The organism is Bradyrhizobium sp. 160, from assembly GCF_023073735.1.
In the GTDB taxonomy this organism is placed as follows: domain Bacteria; phylum Pseudomonadota; class Alphaproteobacteria; order Rhizobiales; family Xanthobacteraceae; genus Bradyrhizobium.
Genome location: NZ_JADPKD010000034.1, coordinates 385,987 through 410,394 on the forward strand (window position 1 = coordinate 385,987; position 24,408 = coordinate 410,394).

At 64.2% G+C, this 24,408-nt stretch carries 16 protein-coding genes; 9 read left to right on the plus strand and 7 right to left on the minus strand.

Annotated features, from left to right (window positions below; translation table 11 throughout):
• The first annotated feature begins 53 nt into the window (after positions 1–53).
• From IVA98_RS15675 to IVA98_RS15685, 3 genes are all read left to right on the plus strand, one after another.
• Positions 54–833, plus strand: coding sequence for an enoyl-CoA hydratase (locus IVA98_RS15675; protein ID WP_247301301.1), 780 nt, complete (start codon positions 54–56; stop codon positions 831–833).
• Between the two features lie 187 nt (positions 834–1,020).
• Positions 1,021–2,451 (plus strand): TolC family outer membrane protein, encoded by a 1,431-nt coding sequence (locus IVA98_RS15680; protein WP_247301302.1) that lies wholly within the window; start codon positions 1,021–1,023, stop codon positions 2,449–2,451.
• A gap of 192 nt (positions 2,452–2,643) precedes the next feature.
• Positions 2,644–3,606, plus strand: coding sequence for an amidohydrolase family protein (locus IVA98_RS15685; RefSeq protein WP_247301303.1), 963 nt, complete (start codon positions 2,644–2,646; stop codon positions 3,604–3,606).
• A gap of 3 nt (positions 3,607–3,609) precedes the next feature.
• On the opposite strand, the gene IVA98_RS15690 is transcribed toward IVA98_RS15685, so the two are convergent.
• From IVA98_RS15690 to IVA98_RS15700, 3 genes are all read right to left on the minus strand, one after another.
• A complete protein-coding gene (locus IVA98_RS15690) occupies positions 3,610–6,726 on the minus strand; it encodes an efflux RND transporter permease subunit (RefSeq protein WP_247333446.1) in 3,117 nt (1,038 codons plus the stop codon).
• A 28-nt stretch (positions 6,727–6,754) separates the two neighbouring features.
• On the minus strand, positions 6,755–7,999 hold the full coding sequence (locus tag IVA98_RS15695) for an efflux RND transporter periplasmic adaptor subunit (protein ID WP_247301305.1): 1,245 nt from the start codon (positions 7,997–7,999) through the stop codon (positions 6,755–6,757).
• Between the two features lie 145 nt (positions 8,000–8,144).
• On the minus strand, positions 8,145–9,557 hold the full coding sequence (locus IVA98_RS15700) for a CoA transferase (RefSeq protein WP_247301306.1): 1,413 nt from the start codon (positions 9,555–9,557) through the stop codon (positions 8,145–8,147).
• Between the two features lie 139 nt (positions 9,558–9,696).
• On the opposite strand from IVA98_RS15700, the gene IVA98_RS15705 reads away from it, so the two are divergent.
• Complete coding sequence (locus IVA98_RS15705; protein ID WP_247301415.1) at positions 9,697–9,984, plus strand: hypothetical protein; 288 nt, start codon at positions 9,697–9,699, stop codon at positions 9,982–9,984.
• An 89-nt stretch (positions 9,985–10,073) separates the two neighbouring features.
• Positions 10,074–10,844, plus strand: a complete 771-nt coding sequence (locus IVA98_RS15710) for an SDR family NAD(P)-dependent oxidoreductase (protein ID WP_247301307.1) — start codon at positions 10,074–10,076, stop codon at positions 10,842–10,844.
• An 80-nt stretch (positions 10,845–10,924) separates the two neighbouring features.
• Here the strand turns inward: IVA98_RS15710 and IVA98_RS15715 are convergent, their stop codons facing one another.
• The 3 genes from IVA98_RS15715 to IVA98_RS15725 are packed head-to-tail and all read right to left on the minus strand — an operon-like array spanning position 10,925 to position 16,681.
• Entirely contained in the window at positions 10,925–14,407 is a 3,483-nt protein-coding gene (locus IVA98_RS15715) for an error-prone DNA polymerase (RefSeq protein WP_247333445.1), read from the minus strand.
• Entirely contained in the window at positions 14,404–15,996 is a 1,593-nt protein-coding gene (locus tag IVA98_RS15720; protein WP_247301309.1) for a Y-family DNA polymerase, read from the minus strand. Before IVA98_RS15720 ends, IVA98_RS15715 begins: the two co-directional genes overlap by 4 nt.
• Positions 15,893–16,681 carry an ImuA family protein gene (locus tag IVA98_RS15725; protein WP_247355168.1) on the minus strand — a complete coding sequence of 263 codons (789 nt, stop codon included), beginning with the start codon at positions 16,679–16,681 and terminating at the stop codon, positions 15,893–15,895. Before IVA98_RS15725 ends, IVA98_RS15720 begins: the two co-directional genes overlap by 104 nt.
• A 163-nt stretch (positions 16,682–16,844) precedes the next feature.
• Between IVA98_RS15725 and IVA98_RS15730 the strand changes: the two genes are divergently transcribed.
• The 3 genes from IVA98_RS15730 (at position 16,845) to IVA98_RS15740 (ending at position 21,249) form a co-directional block, all read left to right on the plus strand.
• Complete coding sequence (locus IVA98_RS15730; RefSeq protein WP_247301311.1) at positions 16,845–18,080, plus strand: putative DNA modification/repair radical SAM protein; 1,236 nt, start codon at positions 16,845–16,847, stop codon at positions 18,078–18,080.
• Positions 18,080–19,522, plus strand: coding sequence for a UdgX family uracil-DNA binding protein (locus tag IVA98_RS15735; protein WP_247301312.1), 1,443 nt, complete (start codon positions 18,080–18,082; stop codon positions 19,520–19,522). The genes IVA98_RS15730 and IVA98_RS15735 overlap by 1 nt, the downstream gene beginning before the upstream one ends.
• A gap of 98 nt (positions 19,523–19,620) precedes the next feature.
• On the plus strand, positions 19,621–21,249 hold the full coding sequence (locus IVA98_RS15740; protein WP_247301313.1) for an inorganic phosphate transporter: 1,629 nt from the start codon (positions 19,621–19,623) through the stop codon (positions 21,247–21,249).
• 154 nt (positions 21,250–21,403) lie between these two features.
• Here the strand turns inward: IVA98_RS15740 and IVA98_RS15745 are convergent, their stop codons facing one another.
• Positions 21,404–22,576, minus strand: a complete 1,173-nt coding sequence (locus tag IVA98_RS15745; RefSeq protein WP_247355169.1) for a M20 aminoacylase family protein — start codon at positions 22,574–22,576, stop codon at positions 21,404–21,406.
• Positions 22,577–22,788: 212 nt separating this feature from the next.
• Between IVA98_RS15745 and IVA98_RS15750 the strand changes: the two genes are divergently transcribed.
• Entirely contained in the window at positions 22,789–24,408 is a 1,620-nt protein-coding gene (locus tag IVA98_RS15750; RefSeq protein WP_247301315.1) for a GMC family oxidoreductase, read from the plus strand.

A 24,408-nucleotide genomic window follows, 5' to 3' on the forward strand; every position in this document is an offset into this window, starting at 1 on the left:
GCCCACCGCGCCAGCGGGCACATTGCCCACCCAATCAGAAACGTGGGTGGAACATGAGCACGTTCGAACACATCATCGTCGAAAGCAAAGGCGCGGTCGGCATCATCAAGCTGAATCGGCCGAAGATGCTCAACGCGCTCTCTTTCGGCGTCTTCCGCGAGATTGCGGCCGCCGTCGACGATCTCGAGGCCGATGAGGCCATCGGCTGCATTGTCGTGACCGGCAGCGAGAAGGCCTTTGCCGCCGGCGCGGACATCAAGGAGATGCAGCCGAAAGGCTTCATCGACATGTTCTCCGAGGATTTTGCCGCGATCGGCGGCGACCGCGTCGCGCGCTGCCGCAAGCCGACCATTGCGGCAGTCGCGGGTTATGCGCTCGGCGGCGGCTGCGAGCTCGCCATGATGTGCGACTTCATCATCGCCGCCGATACCGCCAAGTTCGGCCAGCCCGAGATCACGCTCGGCACCATTCCAGGCATCGGCGGCACCCAGCGCCTGACGCGCGCAATCGGCAAATCGAAGGCGATGGACCTCTGCCTCACCGGCCGCATGATGGATGCGGCGGAGGCTGAGCGCAGTGGCCTCGTCAGCCGCATCGTGCCGGCCGACAAGCTGATGGACGAGGTGATGGCGGCAGCCGAGAAGATCGCGGCGATGTCGCGCCCTGCCGCCGCGATGGCCAAGGAAGCGGTGAACCGCGCCTTCGAGACCACGCTCGCCGAGGGTATGAGCGTCGAACGCAACCTGTTCCACGCGACTTTCGCGCTGGAAGACCGCTCCGAGGGCATGGCGGCGTTCATCGAGAAGCGCAAGCCGGTGAACAAGAACCGGTAGCGCACATACCGGTCAGGCTGGTGTAAGGCTCTGGCGCTCTCCTGCGCACATCCTGTGACGTGCCTGCAACAAGCACGGAATACATGGAGGTTTTGCCCGCGGCAGTTTGCCTGCGGGACCTCGGCTGGCTAAACAGCTAAGAGGCCATCGTCGGCGGGGGCGGACAGCCGGGGTTAAGCGGGATTACATGATTGGGCGTACCGCCAGAGCTAGTCGCGGTTTGACGCGACGTCGATCGGGCGCGGGTCATGTGCTTGCGACATGGACCACGCTGGCGCTCGCGTGCGCCCTTCCCTCCGCGGCATGGGCCGAAGCCCTGCCGGAGGCATTGGCAAAAGCCTATCAGACCAATCCGCAGCTCAATGCCGAGCGTGCGCGCCAGCGCGCCACCGACGAGAACGTGCCGCAGGCGCTGGCCGGCTACCGGCCGCAGATCGTGGCGAGCCTCAGCGCGGGCCTGCAATCGGTGCGCAATCTGCTGCCCGACAACACCATCCAGACCGCCAATCTGAAACCCTGGATCATCGGCGTCACCGTGACGCAGACCCTGTTCAACGGCTTCCGCACCGCCAACAGCGTGCGCGCTGCCGAACTCCAGGTGCAGTCGGGCCGCGAGGCGCTGCGCAATGTCGGCCAGGGCGTGCTGCTCGACGCGGTCACCGCCTACACCAACGTGCTCGCCAACCAGTCGCTGGTCGAAGCTCAGCGCTCGAACGTCGCCTTCCTGCGCGAAACACTCGCCGTCACCCAGCGCCGCCTCAACGCCGGTGATGTCACACCGACCGATACCGCCCAGGCCGAGGCGCGCCTCAACCGCGGCCTTGCCGATCTCAACGCGGCGGAAGTCGCGCTCGCCGTCAGCCAGGCAACCTATACGCAGGTCATCGGCAACGCGCCGTCGCAGCTTCGGCCGGCCGAAGCCGTCGACCGCTATCTGCCGAAGAGCCGCGAGGACGCCATGACGATGGCGATCCGCCAGCATCCGGCGGTGATGGCCGCAAGCTTCGACGTCGACGTCGCCTCCACCAACATCCGCATCGCCGAAGGCACGCTGCTGCCGAGCGCCAGCATCCAGGGCAGCGCCAGCAAGAGCCGCAACAACGACCCGACGCTCGGCACCTTCGCCGAGGATCAGGCCTCGATTGTCGCCAACGTCACCGCCCCGATCTACGACGGCGGCCAGGCCGCGGCGCAGACCCGGCAGGCCAAGGAGATCACGGCGCAGAGCCGGCTCGTGCTCGACCAGGTGCGCAATCAGGCGCGCACGGCCGCAATCAGCGCCTGGGTTGCCAATGAAGGCGCCAAGATCACGGTCTCAGCCTCGGAGTCCGAAGTGAAGGCGGCCACCGTCGCGCTCCAGGGCGTGCAGCGCGAGGCCGCCGGCGGACAACGTACGACGGTCGACGTGCTGAACTCGCAAGCCGACTTGATCCAGGCCAAGGCGCGCCTCATCAGCGCCAACCGCGACCGCGTCATCGCCTCCTACACGCTACTCAGCGCGGTCGGCCATCTCGATGTCAAAACGTTGAACCTGAACACGCCGGATTACCTGCCCGAGGTGCATTACCACCAGGTCCGCGACGCCTGGCACGGCTTGCGCACGCCGTCGGGGCAGTAGCAGCCGGCGGCGCAGTATCTCCAGCGCTCCGCCCTGCTCGCCCGTCTTGACGTACCCGATCGTGCGTGTTGACGGCTCACGCCCGCTTGCAGACCTAGTTGAGCAGCTATGCAGCGGAGTGGAGCGGCTGCCGGGCCGATGTGATACTGTCCCAGCCCTATTACCAAAGATAGTATTACAGGGAGAGAAACCATGCTCAGCCGACGCGGCGTCCTCTTCGCCTCCCTTGGCGCCGGAGTAGCCATGACCAACAGAGCCAACGCCCGTGCGGCGCAGCCTGAGACGCCGATCAATTTCGATGTCCCGGTGCATGCCTGCGACTGCCACACCCACATCCATGGCGATGTCGAAAAGTTTCCGTTCTTCGCAGGGCGCGTCTACACGCCGGAGCCGGCGAGCCCCGAAGAGATGGCCGCGCTGCACAAGGCGCTGCATATCGAGCGGGTGGTGATCGTGACACCAAGCGTCTACGGCACCGATAATTCATCGACCTTGTTCGGCATGAAAGCACGCGGCGCGACCGCGCGCGGAGTGGCCGTGATCGACGACAAAACCACCGAGGCCCAACTCGACACGATGCATCAGGACGGATTCCGCGGCATCCGCCTCAATCTTGCGACCGGCGGCGTCAATGACCCCAATGTCGGCAGACCGCGCTTCACTGCCGCCGTTGAACGGATGAAGGCGCGCGGCTGGCACGTGCAACTCTACACCACGCTCGCCATGATCTCGGCGATCAAGGACCTCGTCGAGACTGCGCCGGTGCCCGTCGTGTTCGACCATTTTGGCGGCCTCGAAGCCTCGCGGGGCCTGGAGCAGCCGGGCTTTTCCGATCTCGTGGCGCTGGTGAAATCCGGCAAGGCCTATGTCAAGATTTCGGCCGCCTACCGTTCATCAAAGCTCGCTCCCGACTATCAGGATATGGTGCCCTTCGCGAAGGCGCTGATCGCGGCGAACGCGGACCGCATCGTCTGGGGCACCGACTGGCCGCATCCGGATTCCAGCCGCGTCGAGGGACGCAAGCCCACCGACATCGCGCCGCTCTATCAGATCGACGACGGACGTCTGCTCAACCAGTTGCCAGTATGGGCGCCAGATGCGGACGTGCGCAAGAAGATCCTGGTCGACAATCCGGCGCGGCTCTACGGGTTCTGACGATCAGCGCGCGGAGCGGGAGAAAAAGGAGATCAGAACCGGCAAGGTCACGAGGATCACGACCGGCGCCAGCATCATGCCGGTGACGACCACGACCGCGAGCGGCTTCTGCACCTGCGAGCCGATGCCGTCCGACAGCGCCGCCGGCAACAGGCCGACGCCGGCGACGACGCAGGTCATCAGCACCGGCCGAAGCTGCAATTCGCCGGTGCGCACCACCGCGCTCATGCGGTCCATGCCTTCCTCGATGAGCTGGTTGAACTGCGACAGGATGATGATGCCGTCCATGACGGCGATGCCGAACAGCGCGATGAAGCCGATTGCCGCGGAGACGCTGAATGCCGTGCCTGATATCAACAGGCCCAGCACGCCGCCGAAGATCGCCATCGGGATCACGCTCATCGCGAGCAGCGTGTCGGTCACCGAGCCGAAATTGAACCAGAGCAGGACGCCGATCAGCGCCAGCGAGATCGGCACCACGATCGACAGCCGCCGGATCGCATCCTGGAGGTTGCCGAACTCGCCGACCCACTCCATGCGCGAGCCGGGGGGTAGCTGCACCTGCTCGGCGATCTTCTGCTGCGCCTCGCGGATCGCGCTGCCGAGGTCGCGTTCGCGTACCGAGAACTTGATCGGCAGATAGCGCTCCTGCTGCTCGCGATAGATGTAGGCGGCGCCGGAGACGAGGCTGATGTTGGCGACCTCGCTCAGGGGGATCTGCGTGACGGTGCCGTTCGGCCCCGGCGCTCCGATCCGCAAATTCTGGATCGCCTCCGCGCTTCTGCGATATTCCGGCGCGAGGCGCACGATGATCGGGAAGTGGCGGTCGCTGCCAGGCTCATAGAGATCGCCCGCAGTGTCGCCGCCGATCGCCACCTTGATCGTGGCGTTGATGTCGCCGGGGGCGAGACCATAGCGCGCGGCCTTGGCGCGATCGATGTCGATCTGGATAGTCGGCTGCCCCAGCGAGGTGAACACCGCAAGATCGGTGACCCCCTGCACGGTGGCCAGCACCGACTTGATCTTGTTGGCGGTGTCGGTCAGCGCCTGGAGATCGCTGCCGAACAGCTTGATCGAGTTCTCGCCCTTCACGCCGGAAACGGCTTCGGAGACGTTGTCCTGGAGATATTGCGAGAAGTTGAACTCGACGCCGGGGAAGCGGTCGTCGAGCTGCTTGAGCAGTTGCGCGGTCAGCTCTTCTTTGTCGCGCGTGCCGGGCCACTGGCTCGCGGGCTTGAGCGGCGCGAAGAACTCGGCGTTGAAGAAGCCGGCCGCGTCGGTGCCGTCGTCGGGACGGCCGTGCTGCGACACGACGGACTCGACCTCGGGCCGGGCGCGGATCACCTTGCGCATCTCGTTGACGTAAGAATTGCCTTCCTGGAGCGAGATGGTCGGCGGCAGCGTGGCGCGGATCCAGAGATTGCCCTCTTCCAGCTTGGGCAAAAATTCGAGACCCAGCAGCCGGCCGAACGCAACCGTCATCAGCACGAGGCCGACGGCGCCGCCGAGCACGATGTTTCGATTGACGACCGCCCAATGCAGCAGCGGCGAGTAAAGCCTGTGCAGGATCTGCATGATCCTGGTCTCGGTTTCCTCGACATGGGCGGGCAGGATGATCGCCGACAGCGCCGGGGTGACAGTGAACGTCGCAAGCAGCCCTCCCGCAAGCGCATATGCATAGGTGCGCGCCATCGGTCCGAAGATATTGCCCTCGACGCCTGACAGCGTGAACAGCGGCAGGAAGGCCGCGATGATGATGGCCGCTGCAAAGAAGATCGAGCGCGAAACGTCGGCCGCGGCGCTGAGGATGGCATGGCTCTTCATGCCGAACAGCGTCTCATGCGACATCTGCTCGGCTTCCGACATCGGCGTGGTCTGGGTCAGACGTCGAAAGATCGCCTCCACCATGATGACGGTGGCATCGACAATCAAGCCAAAATCGATGGCGCCGACCGACAGCAGGTTCGCCGATTCTCCGCGGAGCACCAGGATGATCACGGCGAAGAACAGCGCGAACGGAATGGTGGCGCCGACGATCAGCGCGCTGCGCAGATCGCCGAGGAAGATCCACTGCAGCAGCACGATCAAGAGAATGCCGACCACCATGTTGTGCAGCACGGTGTGGGTGGTGAGCTCAATCAGGTCCCCGCGGTCGTAGATCCGCTCGATGCGCACGCCGGGCGGCAGGATGCTGGAATTGTTGATGGTTTGAACGAGTTGGTGGACGCGCTTGATGGTCGGCGAGCTCTGCTCGCCGCGGCGCATCAGGACGATGCCCTGCACGATGTCGTCGGAATCGTCGATGCCGGCAATGCCCAGACGTGGCTTCTGGCCGACGGTAACGGTGGCGACGTCCTTGACCAGCACCGGATTGCCGTTGGTTTGCGAGACCATCGTGTTGGCGAGGTCGTCGATCGAGCGGATCAGGCCGACGCCGCGCACGACGGCCGATTGCTGGCCGATATTGACGGTGTTGCCACCAACATTGACGTTGGAATTGCCGACCGCCTGGAGCAATTGCGGCAGCGTCAGACCGTTGGCGACCAGCTTGTTGAAGTCGACCTGGAGCTCGTAGGTCTTGCTCCTGCCGCCCCAGCCGGTGACGTCGATGACGCCGGGGACGGCGCGAAACCGCCGCTGCAGGATCCAGTCCTGAATGGTCTTGAGATCCAGCACGCTGTAGTTCGGCGGACCTACGAGACGGTAGCGGAAGATCTCGCCGATCGGGCTGAGCGGCGAGATCTGCGGCTGCACGTTGCCCGGTAGCGGAGCGAGCTGCGCCAGGCGGTTCAACACCTGCTGCAACGCCTCGTCATAAGTGTAGGCGAAGGAGAATTGGAGTTTGATGTCGGAGAGACCGTAGAGCGAGATGGTGCGAATGGTCGTCAGATTTTTCAGGCCAGCGACCTGGGTCTCGATCGGGATCGTGATGTAGCGCTCGATCTCCTCTGCCGACAGGCCCGGACTCTGCGTCACGATGTCGACCATCGGGGGGGTCGGATCGGGATAGGCTTCGATGTTGAGCTGGTTGAACGCGATCAGGCCGCCGATCAGGACGGCGACGAACATGCCGACCATCAGAAAGCGCCGGTTTACGGCAAGGGCAACGAGACGATCCATCAGCTCTTCAGTTTTCTTGGGTCGTCGATCAGCTGCCGGACGCCGCGCGGTCGATGAACAGGCTGCCCTTGGTGACGATCTGCTCGCCAGGTTTCAGATTGCTGGTGACCTCGACGAGGTTGCCGTTGATGAGGCCGATCTTGATCTGGCGCAGCTCGACCGATTTGTCCTCGCGCGCGACCCAGATGCGGACCTTGTCGGCTTCATAGATCAAAGCCTGTTTCGGCACCGCCGGCGCGGCACGGTCGCCGGCCGAGTAGATCGTGACGTTGGCGAACATCTCCGGCTTGAGCAGGCCGTCCTTGTTGTCGATGGTGGCTCGGACCAGGAGACGGCGGGTGTTGGGATCGATCGCGGCGGCGACGTAGTTGATCCTGGCGGTCAGCGGCCGGCCGGGCAGCGCCATCACGTTGACGCTGATATCCTGACCGATGCACACCGCGGCCGCATCACTCTCGCGCACGAAGGCGGTGAGCCACACCGTGGAGAGGTCGCCGATCACGAAGACCGGATCGCTGGCACCGGAACTGACGTACTGGCCAGGGCCGATCTTGCGCTGCACGACTGTGCCCGCGATCGGCGAATAGATCGTGATTTCCGGATTAATGACACCCTTTTCCTGGAACGCCTTGATGGTCTCGTCCGTGAAGCCGAGGATGCGCAGCTTGTTGCGCGCCGCTTCCAGCGCCGTCACCGAGGAGCGCATGTCGTTCTGCGCCTGAACCTGGGTCGCCTCCGCCTGCTGATAGTCCTTCAGCGGAATGGCATGGCCCTCATAGAGGTCCTTAGCGCGCTTGAACTGGATGTCGGAGAGCTCAAGCGCCGACCTCGCCTTGTTCTGCGACGTCATGGCCGCGACGAAATCGTTCTGAGCCTGCACCGTGTCGGCGGCCTCGATCGTGAACAGCGGTTGGCCTTGCTTCAGCATCTCACCCGGCTTGGCGAGCAGCTTGGTGACGCGGCCCGCATAGGGCGAGAACACCGGCGTCGAACGGTCCTCGTCGACCGCGACTTTGCCCTCGGTGACATACTCGGCCCGGAAGCTCTTGGCCTTGACCGGCTCGATCGTCAGCGTCGCCCATTCGGACGCCGTCGGTGTGAAGGTCTGCGCATTCCTGCGCGATTGGCTCGAGATTTCGGAGTGTTTCTTTTCCTTAGATCCCGAATACAGGAAGCCGTAGGCCCCGGCACCGGCGAGCGCTAGTAAAACCACGGAGGTGATCACCCGTTGTTTTGTAAGCACCTGCAATCGCTTGGTATTTTCAACCACCATTGAGCCCGGTCGTGTTTGCGACGATCTCGGCAAATGACTGCCTTATCGGTCGCGCTAATAGTGCCGAATTCCGATTTCAAACAACCTAAAAAACGCTAGGCGCCTCTTGGTCGACGTTAAAATTTCGCGATGTGTCAGCTTCATGTCAGCTTCGCGCCGGCCACTGTGCCGGATGAGTGCCGAGCGGCATCGCCGGACGTCTCCATTGTGCCGGCGTCGTCGATAGCACCGCCGAATGGCGCACCGCCTTCAACATGCCGAAGCCAGATGGCATGCTCTCGATGAACGCAGCATGTATGGCCTCCCCCGTAAGATCCGGGGTGTCCAGTCCGCCGTCAAGCCGGCCGAGATTCCAAAGCCAGCGTCCGGTCTGCGCCAGCGACACGCGGACGTGCCAGCTGCCACCTTCGCGGGCTTGGCGCACTTTGGCCATCATGGCGCCGAACGCCATCAGATAGCCGGTGGCGTGGTCGAGCATCTGCGCCGGCAATTCCTTGGGACCGTCGATGCCGGCGGCCTGTCCCTCCGCCTGGTTAAAGCCGGTCGCGGTCTGCACCAGTGAATCGAAGCCGCGCCGCTCCGCCCACGGGCCGGCATGACCATAGGCCGACAGCGTGACATAGACGATGCCGGGATTGATTTGCGCTGCGTCCTCCGGCGCGAAGCCGAGGGCGGCAAGCGCGCGCGGGCGGTAGCCTTGCGAAAAGACGTCGGCGTCTTTCAACAGGGCGCGCAATTGCGCCCTGCCCGCCGCGCTCTTCAGGTCGATGAAGGTGGTGAGCTTGCCGCGGCCGGTGTCGATGGTGAGCCAGGGAATGGCGGGTAGTTCGGGCCCTGAGACGAGCAGCACGTCCGCGCCGTGCGCAGCGAGCGTGCGGCCTGCGACAGGGCCCGCGATGACGCGGGAGAGATCGAGCACGCGCAGGCCCGCGAGCGGACGATCGCTGTTCGACAATCCCAGCGGCCACGGTTTCGCCGGGGCCTCGCCGATCTTCTCGATCGAGACCAGCGGTAGTTCGGCGAGCGCACGCGCCTGCGGCAGCGCCGACCATTCGTCGTAGCTGCGCATCAGGGCAACGACGCCGCCTGCGGCGTAAGCCGCAGCCTCGAAATCCTCGCCGTTCCATTGCATGAGCGCCGCCTGCACCTTCTCGCGCTCGGGCACGCAGCGGAGCACCTTGCAGACGGCCTCGCGGTGATGCGGGAAATTGGTGTGGCAGCGGACGAAGCGGCCATCGCCGGTCCTGTAGACGCCGGCGATGGCGTCCCACGCCGGGGGCGGCGGCTTGTCGTCGACGCGCAAATAGCGCTCGGATCGGCATTCGACGACCGCATGACGCATGTCGACGGAGACGTCCTGCGCCTCGCCGCTGCGCAGTCGCCAGATCTCCGCGGCGGCGAGGCCGGCGGCGGCGATCGTCGTCTGCCCGGCGACAGCGACGCGAAACGAGGATGGGATCTGCGGCTCCTCACCGGTCAGCTGCACGCGGTCGAGCGCAGCCGGATCGCCGCCGACGGAGGTCCAGATATCCCTGAGAATGCCGGCGGCACTTTGCATGGCCGCTTTTCTCCCGTTTGTTTGAGCATGGTCTTCGCGCAAACGCATTCGTCGTTTGTCGCGAGGGAAAACCGTTACACGCTTTGCCGGATCATGCGCTAATTTTCACGACCATCTCATGATCGCAGAAAGGATTGCAATGGCCGCCATCGATCCCCTCACCGCGGGTGCCGTGTTCGTCGCAACGGCGGCCACCGACGCGGTCTATGTGATGTTCACCTCGGCCGTGGTTGCGCGAAAGCGCGTGCCGGCCGCGACTTGGAGCGCAATCTGGTATATGCTCTCCTCCTACGCGGTGATCAGCTACACCGAAAACGCCTTCTATGTCGCCTTCGCCGCGACAGGTTCCTGGGTCGGCGCCTACGTCTCGCTGACCTTCCTGCACCGCCCGCCCGGCGGCCCGCCGGTGGGAGCGGCGCCGGAGTGAGGGCGGCGCCTCTCTCCATATCGTTGGAGAATTCAGCATATCTCCCAAAAGAGCTACACTCCCGGCAAGACAACAAGGAAAACCAGACAATGGATCTCGGTCTCAAAGGAAAGAACGCCATCGTGCTCGGCGGCACGCGCGGCATCGGACGGGCGATCGCGGCGACACTCGCCGGTGAAGGCGCCAATGTCGCGGTATGCGCGCGCAACGCCGATCAGGTTGCGGCCACCGTCACTGAATTGAAGGCGAGCGGAATCCGTGCGACCGGCAGTCCAGTCGATGCCACCGACGGCGCGGCGCTGAAAGCCTGGATCGAGAATGCCGCAAAGGAGCTCGGTGGCATCGACATGCTGTTCTCCAATGCCGGCGCAATGGCGCAGGGCCAGGATGCCGCGTCCTGGGAACAGAATTTTCGGCTCGACGTGCTCGGCGCCGTGCATGCGTTCGATGCCGCCCGGCCGTTCCTCGAAGCCAGCGGCGAGAGAAGCGGCGATGCGGTCTTCGTCATCATCTCCTCGATCTCGGCCGCACAGGCTGACCTCGCCAGCTCTTACGGCCCGATCAAGGCGGCGCTGATTCACATGGCCAAGGGACTGGCGCGGCAATATGCGAAGAAGAAGATCCGGGTCAACGTGGTGTCGCCCGGCACCGTCTATTTCAAGGGCGGCGTCTGGAGCATGATCGAGCAGAACATGCCCGAGCGCTACAAGGATGCGATGAGCCGCAATCCGACCGGCCGCATGGCGACGCCGCAGGAGATCGCGAGCGCGGCAGTGTTCTTGGCGAGCCCGGTGTCGTCGTTCACGACCGGGTCCAATCTCGTCGTGGACGGCGCAATCTCGAACCGAGTGAATTTTTGAACGCTGGTTACGAGCGCTCACCACGCATTCGATGTCGTCCTGGCTTCGCCAGGACGACATCGGGGAGAGAGCCGAAATACTCAATGAAAATCCCGCGATGGCGGCAGGATGCGGACGTTGCGGGGGTGGCGGATTTTCTGCGCCGGGCTATCCGCGTGAGCACGGGGATCGTCGTTGAGCGGCTCGATCAGGGCGGTGCCTGCCGGCACCGGATGCTTGCGGCTTAAGGCGTCGTTGGCGAGGCCGATCAGGTCGTGCGAGCGATCGATCATGCGCTGAGCGATGAGATGCGTCACCTTTTCGGGGCTGCTCTGGATGTAGCCTTCGACCAGGATGAGGCGCGCGCACATCACCTCCTTGCGGTATTGCTCCATGATCTTGGGCCACACCACGACATTGGCGATGCCGGTTTCGTCCTCCAGCGTCATGAACACGACGCCGCTGGCGCTGCCCGGCCGCTGCCGCACCAAGACCACGCCGGCGCAGCGGACGCGGCGCCGCTCGTTCTCATGGTTGACATCCTTGCAGGCGATGACGCGCTCGCGCGAGAACATCTCGCGGAGGAATTCCATCGGGTGGCCCTTCAGCGACAGGCGAATGGTCTGATAGTCGGCGACCACTTGCTCGGCGCGCGGCATCACTGGCAGCGGCCTTGCGTGCTCGTCCGGCTGCTCGCGCGCGGTGGCCGCCTCGAACAGCGGCAGCGGCACGTCGTCCGGCAGCCGCCGCACCTGCCATAGCGCCTCGCGGCGGTCGAGCCCGAGCGAGCGGAACGCATCGGCATCCGCCAGCAGGATCAGCGCGCGCTTGGGCAGGCCGGTGTCGCGCGCGAAATCCTCGAGCGAGGTGAAGGGACGTCGGTTGCGGGCGGCGACGATGCGGTCGGCCCAGTCCTCTCTCCTGTCATTCCGGCGCGATGCGGCAGCGTCGAGCCCAGTATCCATTCCGTCAGGCGTATGCGGCCCGACGGCTTCCGGGCTCGTGCCAAGTGGCGCGCGCCCATTGCGTAATTGCGCAATGGGGAATGACGACTGAGAGCGCTTTAGCCTCTCCTCATCTTCGTCCAACCAGTGAAAGCCGTCGATCTGGCGGAAGCCGAGGCGAACGGCGCAGTATTTGCCTCTCCCCTGCTCCAGCGTGTTCTGCGCAAAACTGTAGGACACGTCGATGTCGCGCACCTCGACGCCGTTCTTGCGGGCATCCCCGACGATCTGCGCCGGAGCATAAAAGCCCATCGGCTGCGAGTTCAAGAGGCCGCAGCAGAAGGCGTCGGGGTGGTAATGCTTCAGCCATGAAGAGATATAGACGAGCTGTGCGAAGCTCGCGGCATGGCTCTCCGGAAAGCCGTAAGAGCCAAAACCCTTGATCTGGTCGAAGCAGCTTCGGGCAAAGTCGGGATCGTAGCCGCGCGCGACCATATTGCCGATCAGCTTGTCCTCGTATTTGCCGATGGTACCGACATTGCGGAAGGTCGCCATCGAGCGGCGCAGGCCATTGGCCTCCTCGGAGGTGAATTTTGCCGCCTCGATCGCGATGCGCATCGCCTGTTCCTGGAACAGCGGGACGCCCTTGGTCTTGTGCAGAACCTTGTAGAGCTCGTCCGCGGGACCATGCTCGGGCGATGGCGAGGGATAGCTCACTTTCTCCTGACCGTTCCGCCGCCGTAAGTACGGATGCACCATATCGCCCTGGATCGGCCCCGGACGTACGATCGCGACTTCGATGACGAGATCATAGAACGTCCGCGGCTTCAACCGCGGCAGCATGTTCATCTGTGCGCGGCTTTCGACCTGGAACACGCCGAGCGATTCCCCGTCGCAAAGCATGTCATAGACTTTGGGGTCGTCCTGCGGAACGCTCGCCAGCACCCAGCGCTCGCCCTTGTGCTCCGCGATCAAATCAAAACACTTGCGGATGCAGGTCAGCATGCCCAGCGCCAGCACGTCGACCTTCATCATGCTGAGCGCGTCGACGTCGTCCTTATCCCATTCGATGAACGTGCGGTCGTCCATCGCGGCATTGCCGATCGGCACATAGGTGTCGAGCCGGTCCTGCGTCAGCACATAACCGCCGACATGCTGGGAGAGATGGCGCGGGAATTCGATCAGTTCGGTTGCGAGCTCGACCGCGAGGTTGATCATGGGATTGTTGGGATCGAGTCCGGCCTGCCTGACCTGCATGTCGTTAAGGCCCTTGCCCCAGCTTCCCCAGACGGTGTCGGCGAGCGCGGCCGTGACATCCTCGGTCAGGCCCAGCGCCTTGCCGACGTCGCGGATGGCGCTGCGCGGGCGATAATGGATGACGGTGGCGATGATCGCGGCGCGGTGGCGGCCGTAGCGACGATAGACATATTGCATCACCTCCTCGCGCCGCGAATGCTCGAAATCGACATCGATATCGGGGGGCTCCAGCCGCTCCTTGGAGATGAAGCGCTCGAACAACAGATCGACCTTGGTTGGATCGACCGAGGTGATGCCGAGCACGTAGCACACGGCCGAGTTCGCCGCCGATCCCCGCCCCTGGCACAGGATATTCTGGCTGCGCGCGTAGCGCACGATGTCGTGCACGGTGAGGAAGTAATGCGCGTATTTCAGCTCGGCAATCAGCGCGAGCTCTTTCTTCAGCGTAGCGTACAGTTTCTCGTCGATTTTGGTGACGCCGCCGAAATATTTGTCGACACCGGCCCAGGTCAGATCCTCAAGATGACCTTGCGCGGTCTTGCCCGGCGGCACCGGCTCGTCCGGATATTGGTATTTGAGCTGATCGAGCGAGAAGTCGATTGCGTCGGCAAAGCGCATGGTCTCCGCGATCGCCTCGGGGAAATCGCGGAACAGCCGCGACATCTCCTGCGGCGCCTTCAAGAACCGCTCGGCGTTGGCTTCCAGCTTCCGTCCGACCGCCTCGATCGTGGTCTTTTCCCGGATGCAGGTCAGCACGTCCTGGAGAGGACGGCGCGCGGGATGATGATAGAGCACCTCGTTGGTCGCGAGCAACGGCACTCTTGCTTTTGCCGCGAGATCATCGAGCCGCGTCAGCCGGCGCCGGTCGTCGCCGCGATAGATCAGGCTCGCCGCCAGCCACACGCCCTCGGCCCGGCTGTCCTTGAGTTTTGCAAGAACATCCAGCGCCTGCGCGGGTTCGAAACGATGCGGCAGCGTCAGGACCAGGAGCTGGCCTTCCGAAAACTCGAGGAGGTCGGCGAAGGTAAGACGACACTCGCCCTTCTCGATCCGCGTGATGTCGTCGCCGCGCTTGCCCTTTGTGAGAAGCTGGCACAGCCGACCATAGGCCGCGCGGTCACGCGGATAGACCAGAATGTCCGGCGTGCCGTCGATGAAGACGATGCGCGCGCCGATCAGGAGTTTCGGCTTGTGCAGCACCTCGGCATTGTCGAGCTCCTTGTAGGCGCGCACCACGCCGGCCAGCGTGTTGTGATCGGCAATGCCGATCGCGGGAATGCCGAGGATGCTGGCCTGATGCACATAGGCGCGCGGATCCGAGCCGCCGCCCAGGAAGGAAAAATTGGTGGTGATGCCGATCTCGGCATAGGCAGGCGTATTCATGCGAAGAGACCGTGCACATACCAGCCGGGAGAAGCGGGTTTGCCGTCGTCGTCGAACACCTCCCCCTCATAAAGACCGTCGCGAAAGATCCAGAAGCGCAGGCCTTCGGCATCCTCGATGCGGAAATAATCCCGCGTGAGCTGCTTGCCGTCCTGCCGCCACCATTCCATCGCGATGCGCTCGGGCCCTTCCACCCGCACCACCGCATGCAGCGCGCGGCGCCAGGTGAATTGATGCGGCGGGCCGTCCGGCACGGTCGCGAACGGCACCTTGATCGGCTCCGGCTTGTCGAACAGCCGCAAGGGACGCAGCGGCGGCTCGTTCTCGGCCCGCGCAGGCCATTCCGCCTGCATGGCGGCGGCGAGATGATGCTGCGCCGGCGCGGCGACAACCGCGCATTCAGGGATATGGGTGTCCTGCGGCAGGTGCACGACGACGCGCTTGCCGCCGATACGCGCGGCAATGCGGTCGATCAGTGCAGCAAGCTCGTCATTGTCGTGGACATGGGCATCGAGATCGCGCTGCTCCTGCACCACGATTTCTGTACGGCTCGCCGACAGCCGCACCATGTCAAAGCCGAAGCCGGGATCGAGCGGGTCGGCGAGCGCATCGAGACGCTCGCGAAACAACCGGTCGATCACCGCGCTGCGCGTCACCGGACGCCCGGTCTCGACCGTGATTGCGCGCACCACGCCATCGGTGCGGAAGAACGCGGCTTCCAGGCGTCGCGCGCCCTTGCCCTGCTTCTCCATGGATGCGATCAACGTGTCGGCAAGCCGCGACAGCGTCATCGCGATCATGGTGTCGGTCGCGATCGGCTCGGCGAAACGTTTTTCCACGATGTAGTCGGGCAGCGGTTTTCGCGGGTTGATCGGCGCATCGCCCTGCCCCAGCGCATGCGCCAGCAGCGTGGAGAACCGGGCGCCGAACCGCGCCGTGATCTCGCTCGGCGAGCGCGAGGCGACGTCGCCGATAGTCTTCAAACCGGCGCGACGCAAGCCTGTGGTGATGACTTCACCTGCACCGAGCGCGGAAATCGGAAATCGGCTGATCGCCGCCGCCTCCTCGCCATCGGCCACGATGGTGCCCGTGGCCTGCCGCGTCAGCGTGCGTGCGCAGATCGAGGTGCCGGCGATCGCCGCGCTGATGGCAAACCCCTGCCGGGCCAATGCGCGAACCAACGTCCGCAACAACGCGGCCTCACCACCGAACAGATGCGCGCAGCCGGTGATGTCCAGGAACAGGCCGTGCGGCGGATCGAGCGCCACCAGCGGTGTGAAGCGGTCGCACCAGTCCGCGACATCGCTGAGCGTCTTCGCATCGGCGACGATATCGGCGTCGAACACTTTCAGGTCCGGACACATCGCCCGCGCATTGGCCAAGGGCTGGCCGATATACAGGCCGAGGCGCTCGGCGGCCTCGTCGAGCGCATGGATCACCAGCGCATTGTTGTCCTTGATGACGACGATGCTTGGATCATTGCTCTTATGCAGTCCGACGTTCCCAAAGAACCGCTGAATCCGGTCGATGGGCAGGCGCGGCAGCCACAGGCTGAGAATACGTCGACGGCTCACTGAACTGGCACTCATCACATTTCCATTCCATGATCCACCGGCCACATGGGCCATGACGATTGCGCAAGAGCTCGGCATCGAAGCGCGGCGCGCCCCAGGCACTCGACACCGGGCCCGGCGGTGAATGCGCTGCGCGCAGCATCCATCGTGTTTCCGCGGTCGAGGGCAGCGGCTGCGCCGCCATGCGCAGCAAGAGCCCGGTGACGCCGGAAGCTTGCGCGGCCAGCGTCAGCTTGCGGCTCGCCACGAGATCGAACTGCCTGGTCTCGCCCCAGAGCTCGAGCACCACAGCCCCCAGCGCATCGCAGGCGAGCGCGTCGGCTGAGGTGCGCAGTGCGCTCTCGACATCAGCGGCGCGCACCATCACCACGCGGCGCGGATCGAGACCGAACTCGGCGAGCCCGCTCATCGACAGCGCGCCGGTTTCGATTTCCGAAAAATCCTGCCGCACCCATAGCAACAGCCGGTGCGCCGAGACGCGGCCCGCAAGCCCCATGACAAAGCCCGTTGCGGACGTCCCCTGCCGGCCCTCACAAAACACCTCATGGATCGCCGCACGTGCGAGCCCGCCCTTCAGCGCGCTGTCCGCCTCGCTGTGGCCGAGCGTGATGCGATCGCGCTGATGCACGACCTCCGCCGTCTCGATGCGCTCGATCTGGCTGCGCAAGGTCGCAAGCGCGCTTCTGCGTGCGCCGCTCATGCTCGCCGCTCCTTCAGGGGTGATTGCCGGTGGCTCTCAAAAAGAGAACCAGCGGCTGGCTCATTTGTTCATGATATGTTCTAATATAAAGCTAACGCCGCCCTGGGAGTCAATCGAATTGGCGCGCTTTGGGATTCATGAGTGGAATCAAAGGGATTCAAACATGGACGTACAACGCAAGCTGGAAATCCTGGCGGATGCTGCCAAGTACGACGCATCCTGCGCCTCCAGCGGCACCGAGAAGCGGGATTCCAGCGACGGCAAGGGCATGGGCTCGACCGCGCCGGGCATGGGCATCTGCCATTCTTACGCGCCGGATGGACGCTGCATCTCCCTGCTCAAGGTGCTGCTGACCAATGCCTGCAATTACGATTGCCTCTATTGCGTCAACCGCGCCTCCTCGAACGTAGCACGCGCCCGCTTCACCATCGACGAGGTCGTCAAGCTGACGCTCGACTTCTACCGGCGCAATTACATCGAGGGCCTGTTTCTCTCCTCCGGCATCATCCGCAGCCCCGATTACACAATGGAGCAAGTGGTCAGCGTCGCGCGAAAACTGCGCGAGGAGCATCACTTCCGCGGCTACATCCACCTCAAGACCATTCCCGAAGCCGACGATGCGCTGATCGCAGCAGCCGGCCAATATGCCGACCGTCTCTCCATCAACATCGAGATGCCGCAAGAGACGAGCCTTAAGCAATTCGCGCCGGAGAAGGACGTGCGCGCAATCCGTCGCACCATGGGCCGGCTGCGGCTCAAGCTCGACGAAGCCGAGGAAGGCCGCAGCGCGAAAACGAAGGCCAAGCCGCAGCGCTTTGCGCCGGCTGGGCAAAGCACGCAGATGATCGTCGGCGCCGACACGGCCTCCGATCACACCATTCTCCACAGCAGCGCCAATCTCTACGGCGCCTACCGCCTGCGACGCGTCTATTATTCCGCGTTCAGCCCGATCCCCGACGCCAGCCGCGCTTTGCCGCTGGTGCAGCCGCCGCTGCTGCGCGAGCACCGGCTCTACCAGGCCGACTGGCTGATGCGGTTCTACGGCTTCGACGTCGGCGAGATCGTCGACGACAGCGCGATGCTGCCGCTCGAGATCGATCCAAAGCTCGCCTGGGCGCTGCGCCACCGCGACCGCTTTCCGCTCGACGTCAACCGCGCCAGCCGCGAGGAATTGCTGCGCGTGCCGGGCTTCGGCACCAAAGCAGTCGAACGCATCATCGCGACACGGCGCACGACAACGATCCGCCTCGCCGATCTCGCGCGGCTGCATGTGCCCCGGCACAAGGCGCTGCCGTTCATCGTCCTCAGCGATCACCGGCCGCCGCCACACCGCCTCGATGAGGCGCGGCTGATCGAACGGTTCAAACCAAAGGCAACGCAACTGGGGTTTGGCTTCTGATGCAGTTCATCATCCTCGACAACGAAACCGATTTCGACGGCTGGCGCAAAGCCGCGCGGAGTCTCGTGCTTCACCACGTGCCGCCCAGCGATGTCACCTGGACTGTGCAAGGCGGCGAAGCCGAGCTGTTCGCCCCGTCTTCGCCATCTCCGATCCTCGAAGTGAACGACGGCACCTTCAACGTATCAGGCAAATTCGTCGAACTGGCCAAAGCAGCAATCCTGCACCGCGACCGCGAACGCTTTGCGATCCTCTATCGCCTGCTGTTTCGGCTGAAGGACAATCACGATCTCATCGAGGTCGCAACCGATCCCGATGTCGCGCAAGTCACGGCCATGGCGAAGGCAGTCTACCGCGACGAGCACAAGATGCATGCCTTCGTGCGCTTCCGCGAAATCGGCAGGGAACGCCAGGCTCATTACGTCGCCTGGTTCGAGCCGGAACATCACATCGTCGAGCTCGCCGCGCCATTTTTCGCCAAGCGCTTTGCCGACATGCCCTGGTCGATCCTGACGCCCGACCTCTGCGCGCATTGGGATGGCCACGCACTCTCGTTCACGCCGGGCGTCAGCAAGAGCGAGGCGCCCGGCGAAGACCGGCTGGAGGAAACCTGGCGGCGCTACTATGCCAGCATCTTCAATCCGGCCCGCCTCAAGGTGAAGGCGATGCAGGCCGAGATGCCGAAGAAATACTGGAGGAACCTGCCCGAGGCTTCGATCATTAAGCCCTTGATCGAGGATGCCGAGCGCATGACCGGCGCCATGATCGCCAATGCCGCAACCGATCCGCACAAGCCTCAGAAGCGGCCGGAGGCTCCGATGAAACGCAAGACCACAACCGACGATCTCGACGCGCTTCGCGAGGAGGCCGCGCATTGCCGCGCCTGCCATCTCTACAAGGACGCGACCCAAACCGTGTTCGGCGAAGGCCCGAAGTCCGCCAACATCATGCTGGTCGGCGAGCAGCCCGGCGACAAGGAAGACCTCGCCGGCCATCCCTTTGTCGGCCCGGCCGGCCAGATGCTCGATCGCGCGCTGGAGGAAGCCGGCGTCGATCGCAAGAAGGTCTATGTCACCAATGCCGTCAAGCACTTCAAATTCGTGCCGCGCGGCAAGATCCGCCTGCACCAGAAGCCGAATACGCCGGAGATCCGGGCGTGCCGGCAATGGTATGAGCGGGAGCTGGCGGCCGTTCAGCCCGATCTCGTCGTCGCGATGGGCGCCACCGCCGCGCAAAGCGTGTTCGGCAAGATCACGCCCATCGGCAAAAACCGAGGCCGGTTGATCGACCTTCCCGACGGGCGCAAGGCTTTGGTGACGGTGCACCCGTCTTATCTGCTGCGGCTGCCCGATCCCGAGGCCAAGGTGCTGGAATATCAGCGCTTTGTCGAAGATTTGAAGATCGCGGCCGGCTTGCAGAAGAAGGCTGCACGGGCTGCTTAAATACTGGCAGGAAGGCGGCTTTCACGCCTTGGTTGTCATTCAGCCTTCAAATCCATCGCGGACAATACCCTTACCTGAAGGTTAAGGGGCGTCCAGAGATGACCGATGTAGCATTCGACCGCGCGGTAACAGATCGCGCGCCCGTCCAGCCGGCGTCGCGGCCAAATCTCGACAAGGGCTTCAATCCGCTGACGCTGATCCTGTTCTTCGGCATCCTCGCCGCGGGCGCGCTGTTCGTCGCCTACAGCATCTATGTCGACATCAACGCGACTGGCACGCGGGTGACGACCTACCTGCCCTACATCCTCCTATTCGTCGCGCTCCTCATCGCGCTCGGCTTCGAGTTCGTCAACGGCTTCCACGACACCGCCAATGCGGTGGCCACCGTGATCTACACCCATTCGCTGCCGGCCGAAGTCGCGGTGATGTGGTCGGGCTTCTTCAACTTCCTCGGCGTGCTCTTGTCCTCCGGCGCGGTCGCATTCGGCATCGTCTCGCTGCTGCCGGTCGAGCTGATCCTCCAGGTCGGCTCCAGCGCCGGTTTCGCCATGGTGTTCGCGCTTCTGATCGCCGCGATCCTGTGGAATCTCGGCACCTGGTTCTTCGGACTGCCCGCCTCGTCCTCGCACACGCTGATCGGCTCGATCATCGGCGTCGGCGTCGCCAACGCCGTCATGCGCGGCCGCGACGGCACCTCGGGCGTGGACTGGAGCAAGGCGACCGAGATCGGTTACGCGCTGCTGCTCTCGCCGCTGTTCGGCTTCATTTGCGCCGCCGTGCTGCTGCTGCTGCTCAAGTTCATCGTGCGCAATCCGTCTCTGTACGCGGCACCTGAGGGCAACAAGGCGCCGCCACTCTGGATCCGGGGCCTACTGATCCTGACCTGTACCGGCGTCAGCTTCGCCCACGGCTCCAATGACGGCCAGAAGGGCATGGGCCTGATCATGCTGATCCTGATCGGCACCGTGCCGACGGCTTACGCCCTCAACCGGGCGCTGCCGGAATCTCAGGTCGCCCAGTTCCAGAAGGCCTCCGAAGCTGCCTCCAAGGTGATCTCGGCGAAAGGCGCCGGCCACAGCATCATCGGCGATCCCCGCCCGGCGGTGACGCAATACATCGCCCTGCACGAGCTCAACGATGGTACCTATCCCTCGCTCGCCGTGCTGGTGAAGGACGTCGGCGATCAGGTCGCTCGATACGGCACGCTGAGCAAGGTACCCGCCGAAGCCGTCGGCAACACCCGCAACGACATGTACCTGACCTCCGAAGCGATCCGCTTCCTGATGAAGGACAAGGCGAACGATCTCAACAAGGACGAGATCGCGGTGCTCAACACCTACAAGGGCTCGCTCGACGCTGCGACGAAGTTCATCCCGACCTGGGTGAAGATCGCCGTCGCCATCGCGCTCGGCCTCGGCACCATGATCGGCTGGAAGCGCATCGTCATCACCGTCGGCGAGAAGATCGGCAAAAGCCATCTCACCTATGCGCAGGGAGCCTCGGCCGAGCTCGTGGCCGCCGCCACGATCGGCGCCGCCGACGTGTTCGGCCTGCCCGTCTCGACCACTCACGTGCTGTCGTCCGGCGTCGCCGGCACCATGGCGGCCAACGGCTCGGGCCTGCAATGGTCGACCATCCGCAACCTGTTGATGGCCTGGGTGCTGACGCTGCCCTGCGCGATCATGTTGTCGGCCACGCTCTACGTGATCTTCTCGCGGATCTTCTGAGAAGAACGACACTCCATAAATGCGGATGGCCGGGCTTAGCCCGGCCATTTGCATTCAAGATTGTCATTCCGGGACGGCTCGAAGAGCCGAACCCGGAATCTCGAGATTCCGGGTCTGGTCCTGCGGACCATCCCGGAATGACGACTCAGAAGCCTTAAGACGCCGCCAGCTGCTCCTCCACCAGCTTCACCCAGTAGGACGTACCGAAGACGATCGCCTCGTCGTCGAAATTGTAGGCGGGGTGATGCAGGCCGGCGCTGTCGCCGTTGCCGCAGAAGATGAACGCTCCAGGCCGCGCTTCCAGCATATAGGCAAAATCCTCGCCGCCCATCAGCGGCGGCATCTCGTGCACGTTGGCATCGCCTGCGACCTGCTTGGCGATGCGCGTTGCCACCTCGGTCTCCGCGGCGTGGTTGTTCACCACCGGATAATTGCGTTTGTAGCGCAGATCGATCTTGGCGCCGGTGATCTGCGCCACGCCGGCCACAACTTCGCGGACGCGCTTCTCGACCAGCTGGCGCACCTCCGGCGACAGCGTGCGGATAGTGCCCCTCAGCGTCGCCGTTTGCGGAATGACGTTGCGGGCATTGCCGGCGTGGAACTCGCAGATCGAGATCACGGCCGATTCCAAGGGATCGACGCTGCGCGCGACGATCGATTGCAGGGCAGTGATCACCTGTGCACCGACCAGCACGGAGTCCACGCATTTGTGCGGACGCGCGGCATGGCCGCCGACGCCCTCGATCAGGATGTCGACCTCGTCGGTCGCCGCCATGATCGGTCCCGGCCGGATCGCAAACGAGCCGATCGGGATGCCCGGGCCGTTGTGCATGCCATAGACCTGCTCGATGCCGAAACGCTCCATTAGGCCATCCTTGACCATGGCCTCGCCGCCGGCGCCGCCCTCCTCGGCCGGCTGGAAGATCACCACGGCATCGCCGGCGAAGTTGCGGGTCTCGGCCAGGTAGCGCGCCGCGCCCAGCAGCATCGCGGTGTGGCCGTCATGGCCGCAGGCGTGCATCTTGCCCGGGTTCTTCGAGGCGTAAGGCAGGTTGGTCTGCTCCTCGACCGGGAGCGCATCCATGTCGGCGCGCAGGCCGATCACCTTGAGCCCGTCGCCGGCCGGCTTGCTGCCTTTGATGACGCCGACCACGCCGGTAAGGCCGAGGCCAGTCACGACCTCATCGCAGCCGAACTCGCGCAGGCGGTCAGCGATGAATGCTGCGGTGCGGTGAACCTCGTACAGCAGCTCCGGATGCTGATGGATGTCCCGGCGCCAGGCCTGAATATCGGGTTGGAGGTCGGCGACGCGGTTCACGATAGGCATGGAGCATCTCAAGCTTTTTTGGGAACACAGGATTGTCCTACCATGCAAGCGCCGGTCCACCTAACTCCCGTGGATCGAAGGTAACCTGTCCTTTCGTCATGGCCGGGCTTTTAGCCAGCTTGTCTTGGCCATCTACGTCCGACTATTACGACAGAAAGCGCGTGGATGGCCGGGACAAGCCCTGGCATGACGCCTGTTGGGATGGACGCAGAATGCCAAGACGGCTCGAAGGTGAGTTTGACTACATTATCGTCGGAGCCGGCACGGCGGGATGTATTGTCGCGAACCGGCTGTCGGCCGATCGCAACAACCGCGTCCTCATCCTCGAAGCCGGCGGCGACGACAACTGGATCTGGTTCCACATCCCGGTCGGCTATCTCTTCGCGATCGGCAATCCGCGCTCGGACTGGATGTTCAAGACGGAAGCCGAGCCGGGCTTGAACGGCCGCGCGCTCGCCTATCCCCGCGGCAAGGTGATCGGCGGCTGCTCGGCGATAAACGCCATGATCTCCATGCGCGGGCAGGCTGCCGACTACGACCATTGGCGCCAGCTCGGGCTGACCGGCTGGGGCTATGACGACGTGCTGCCGCTGTTCAAACGGCTGGAGGATCATTTCCTTGGGCCGAGCGAGCATCATGGCACAGGAGGCGGCTGGCGCATCGAGGCGCCGCGGCTGTCGTGGGACATTCTCGACGCCGTTGGGGACGCCGCCGAGGAGATGGGCATCAAGCGCATCCCGGACTTCAACACCGGGGACAACGAAGGCACCAGCTATTTCCACGTCAACCAGAAGCGCGGCCGGCGCTGGTCGTCGGCGCGCGGCTTCCTCAAGCCCGCGCTGAACCGTCCCAATCTGCGGCTGGAAAAGCATGTGCTGGTCGACCGCCTGATCATCGAGCAGGGTCGCGCCGTCGGCGTGCGCTTCATCCAGAACGGCGAGATCATCGAGGCGCGCGCCAAGCGCGAGGTGATCCTCTCGGCCGGCTCGATCGGCTCGGTGCAGGTGCTGCATCGCTCCGGCATCGGCCCCGCCGACTGGCTTTCGCCGCTCGGCATCGACATCGTCGTGGACCGGCCCGGCGTCGGGCGCAACTTGCAGGATCACCTCCAGCAGCGCGCGATCTACAAGGTCGAAGGGGTGCGCACGCTGAACGAGACCTATTACAACCTGTTTCGCCGCGGCCTGATGGGGCTCGACTACGCGTTCCGCCGCCGCGGGCCGCTGACCATGGCGCCATCGCAGCTCGGCATCTTCACGCGCTCCGATGCGACGCGCGCACGCGCCAACATCCAGTTTCACGTGCAGCCGCTGTCGCTCGACAAGTTCGGCGATCCCCTGCACCGCTTCCCCGCGATCACGGTGAGCGCGTGCAATCTCCAACCGACCTCTCGCGGCACCGTGCGGGTGCGCTCGGCAACGCCTGACGAGAAGCCGATCATTGCGCCGAACTACCTGTCGACCGACGACGATCGCCAGGTCGGCGCCGACGCCATCCGCACCACGCGACGCCTGATGCAGCAGAAGGCGCTGGCAAAATACCGCCCGATCGAATATCTGCCCGGCCCCTCCGTCGGCGACGACGATGCCTCGCTTGCGAAGGCTGCCGGCGACATCGGCACCACCATCTTCCATCCCGTCGGCACCGCGAAGATGGGCGCGGCGAACGATCCGATGGCGGTGGTCGACGAACGCCTGCGCTTCTACGGCCTCGGCGGTCTCCGCATCGTCGATGCCTCGATCATGCCGACCATCACCTCGGGCAACACCAACACGCCGACCGCGATGATCGCGGAGAAAGGTGCGGCGATGATTTTGGAGGATGCGAAGTAG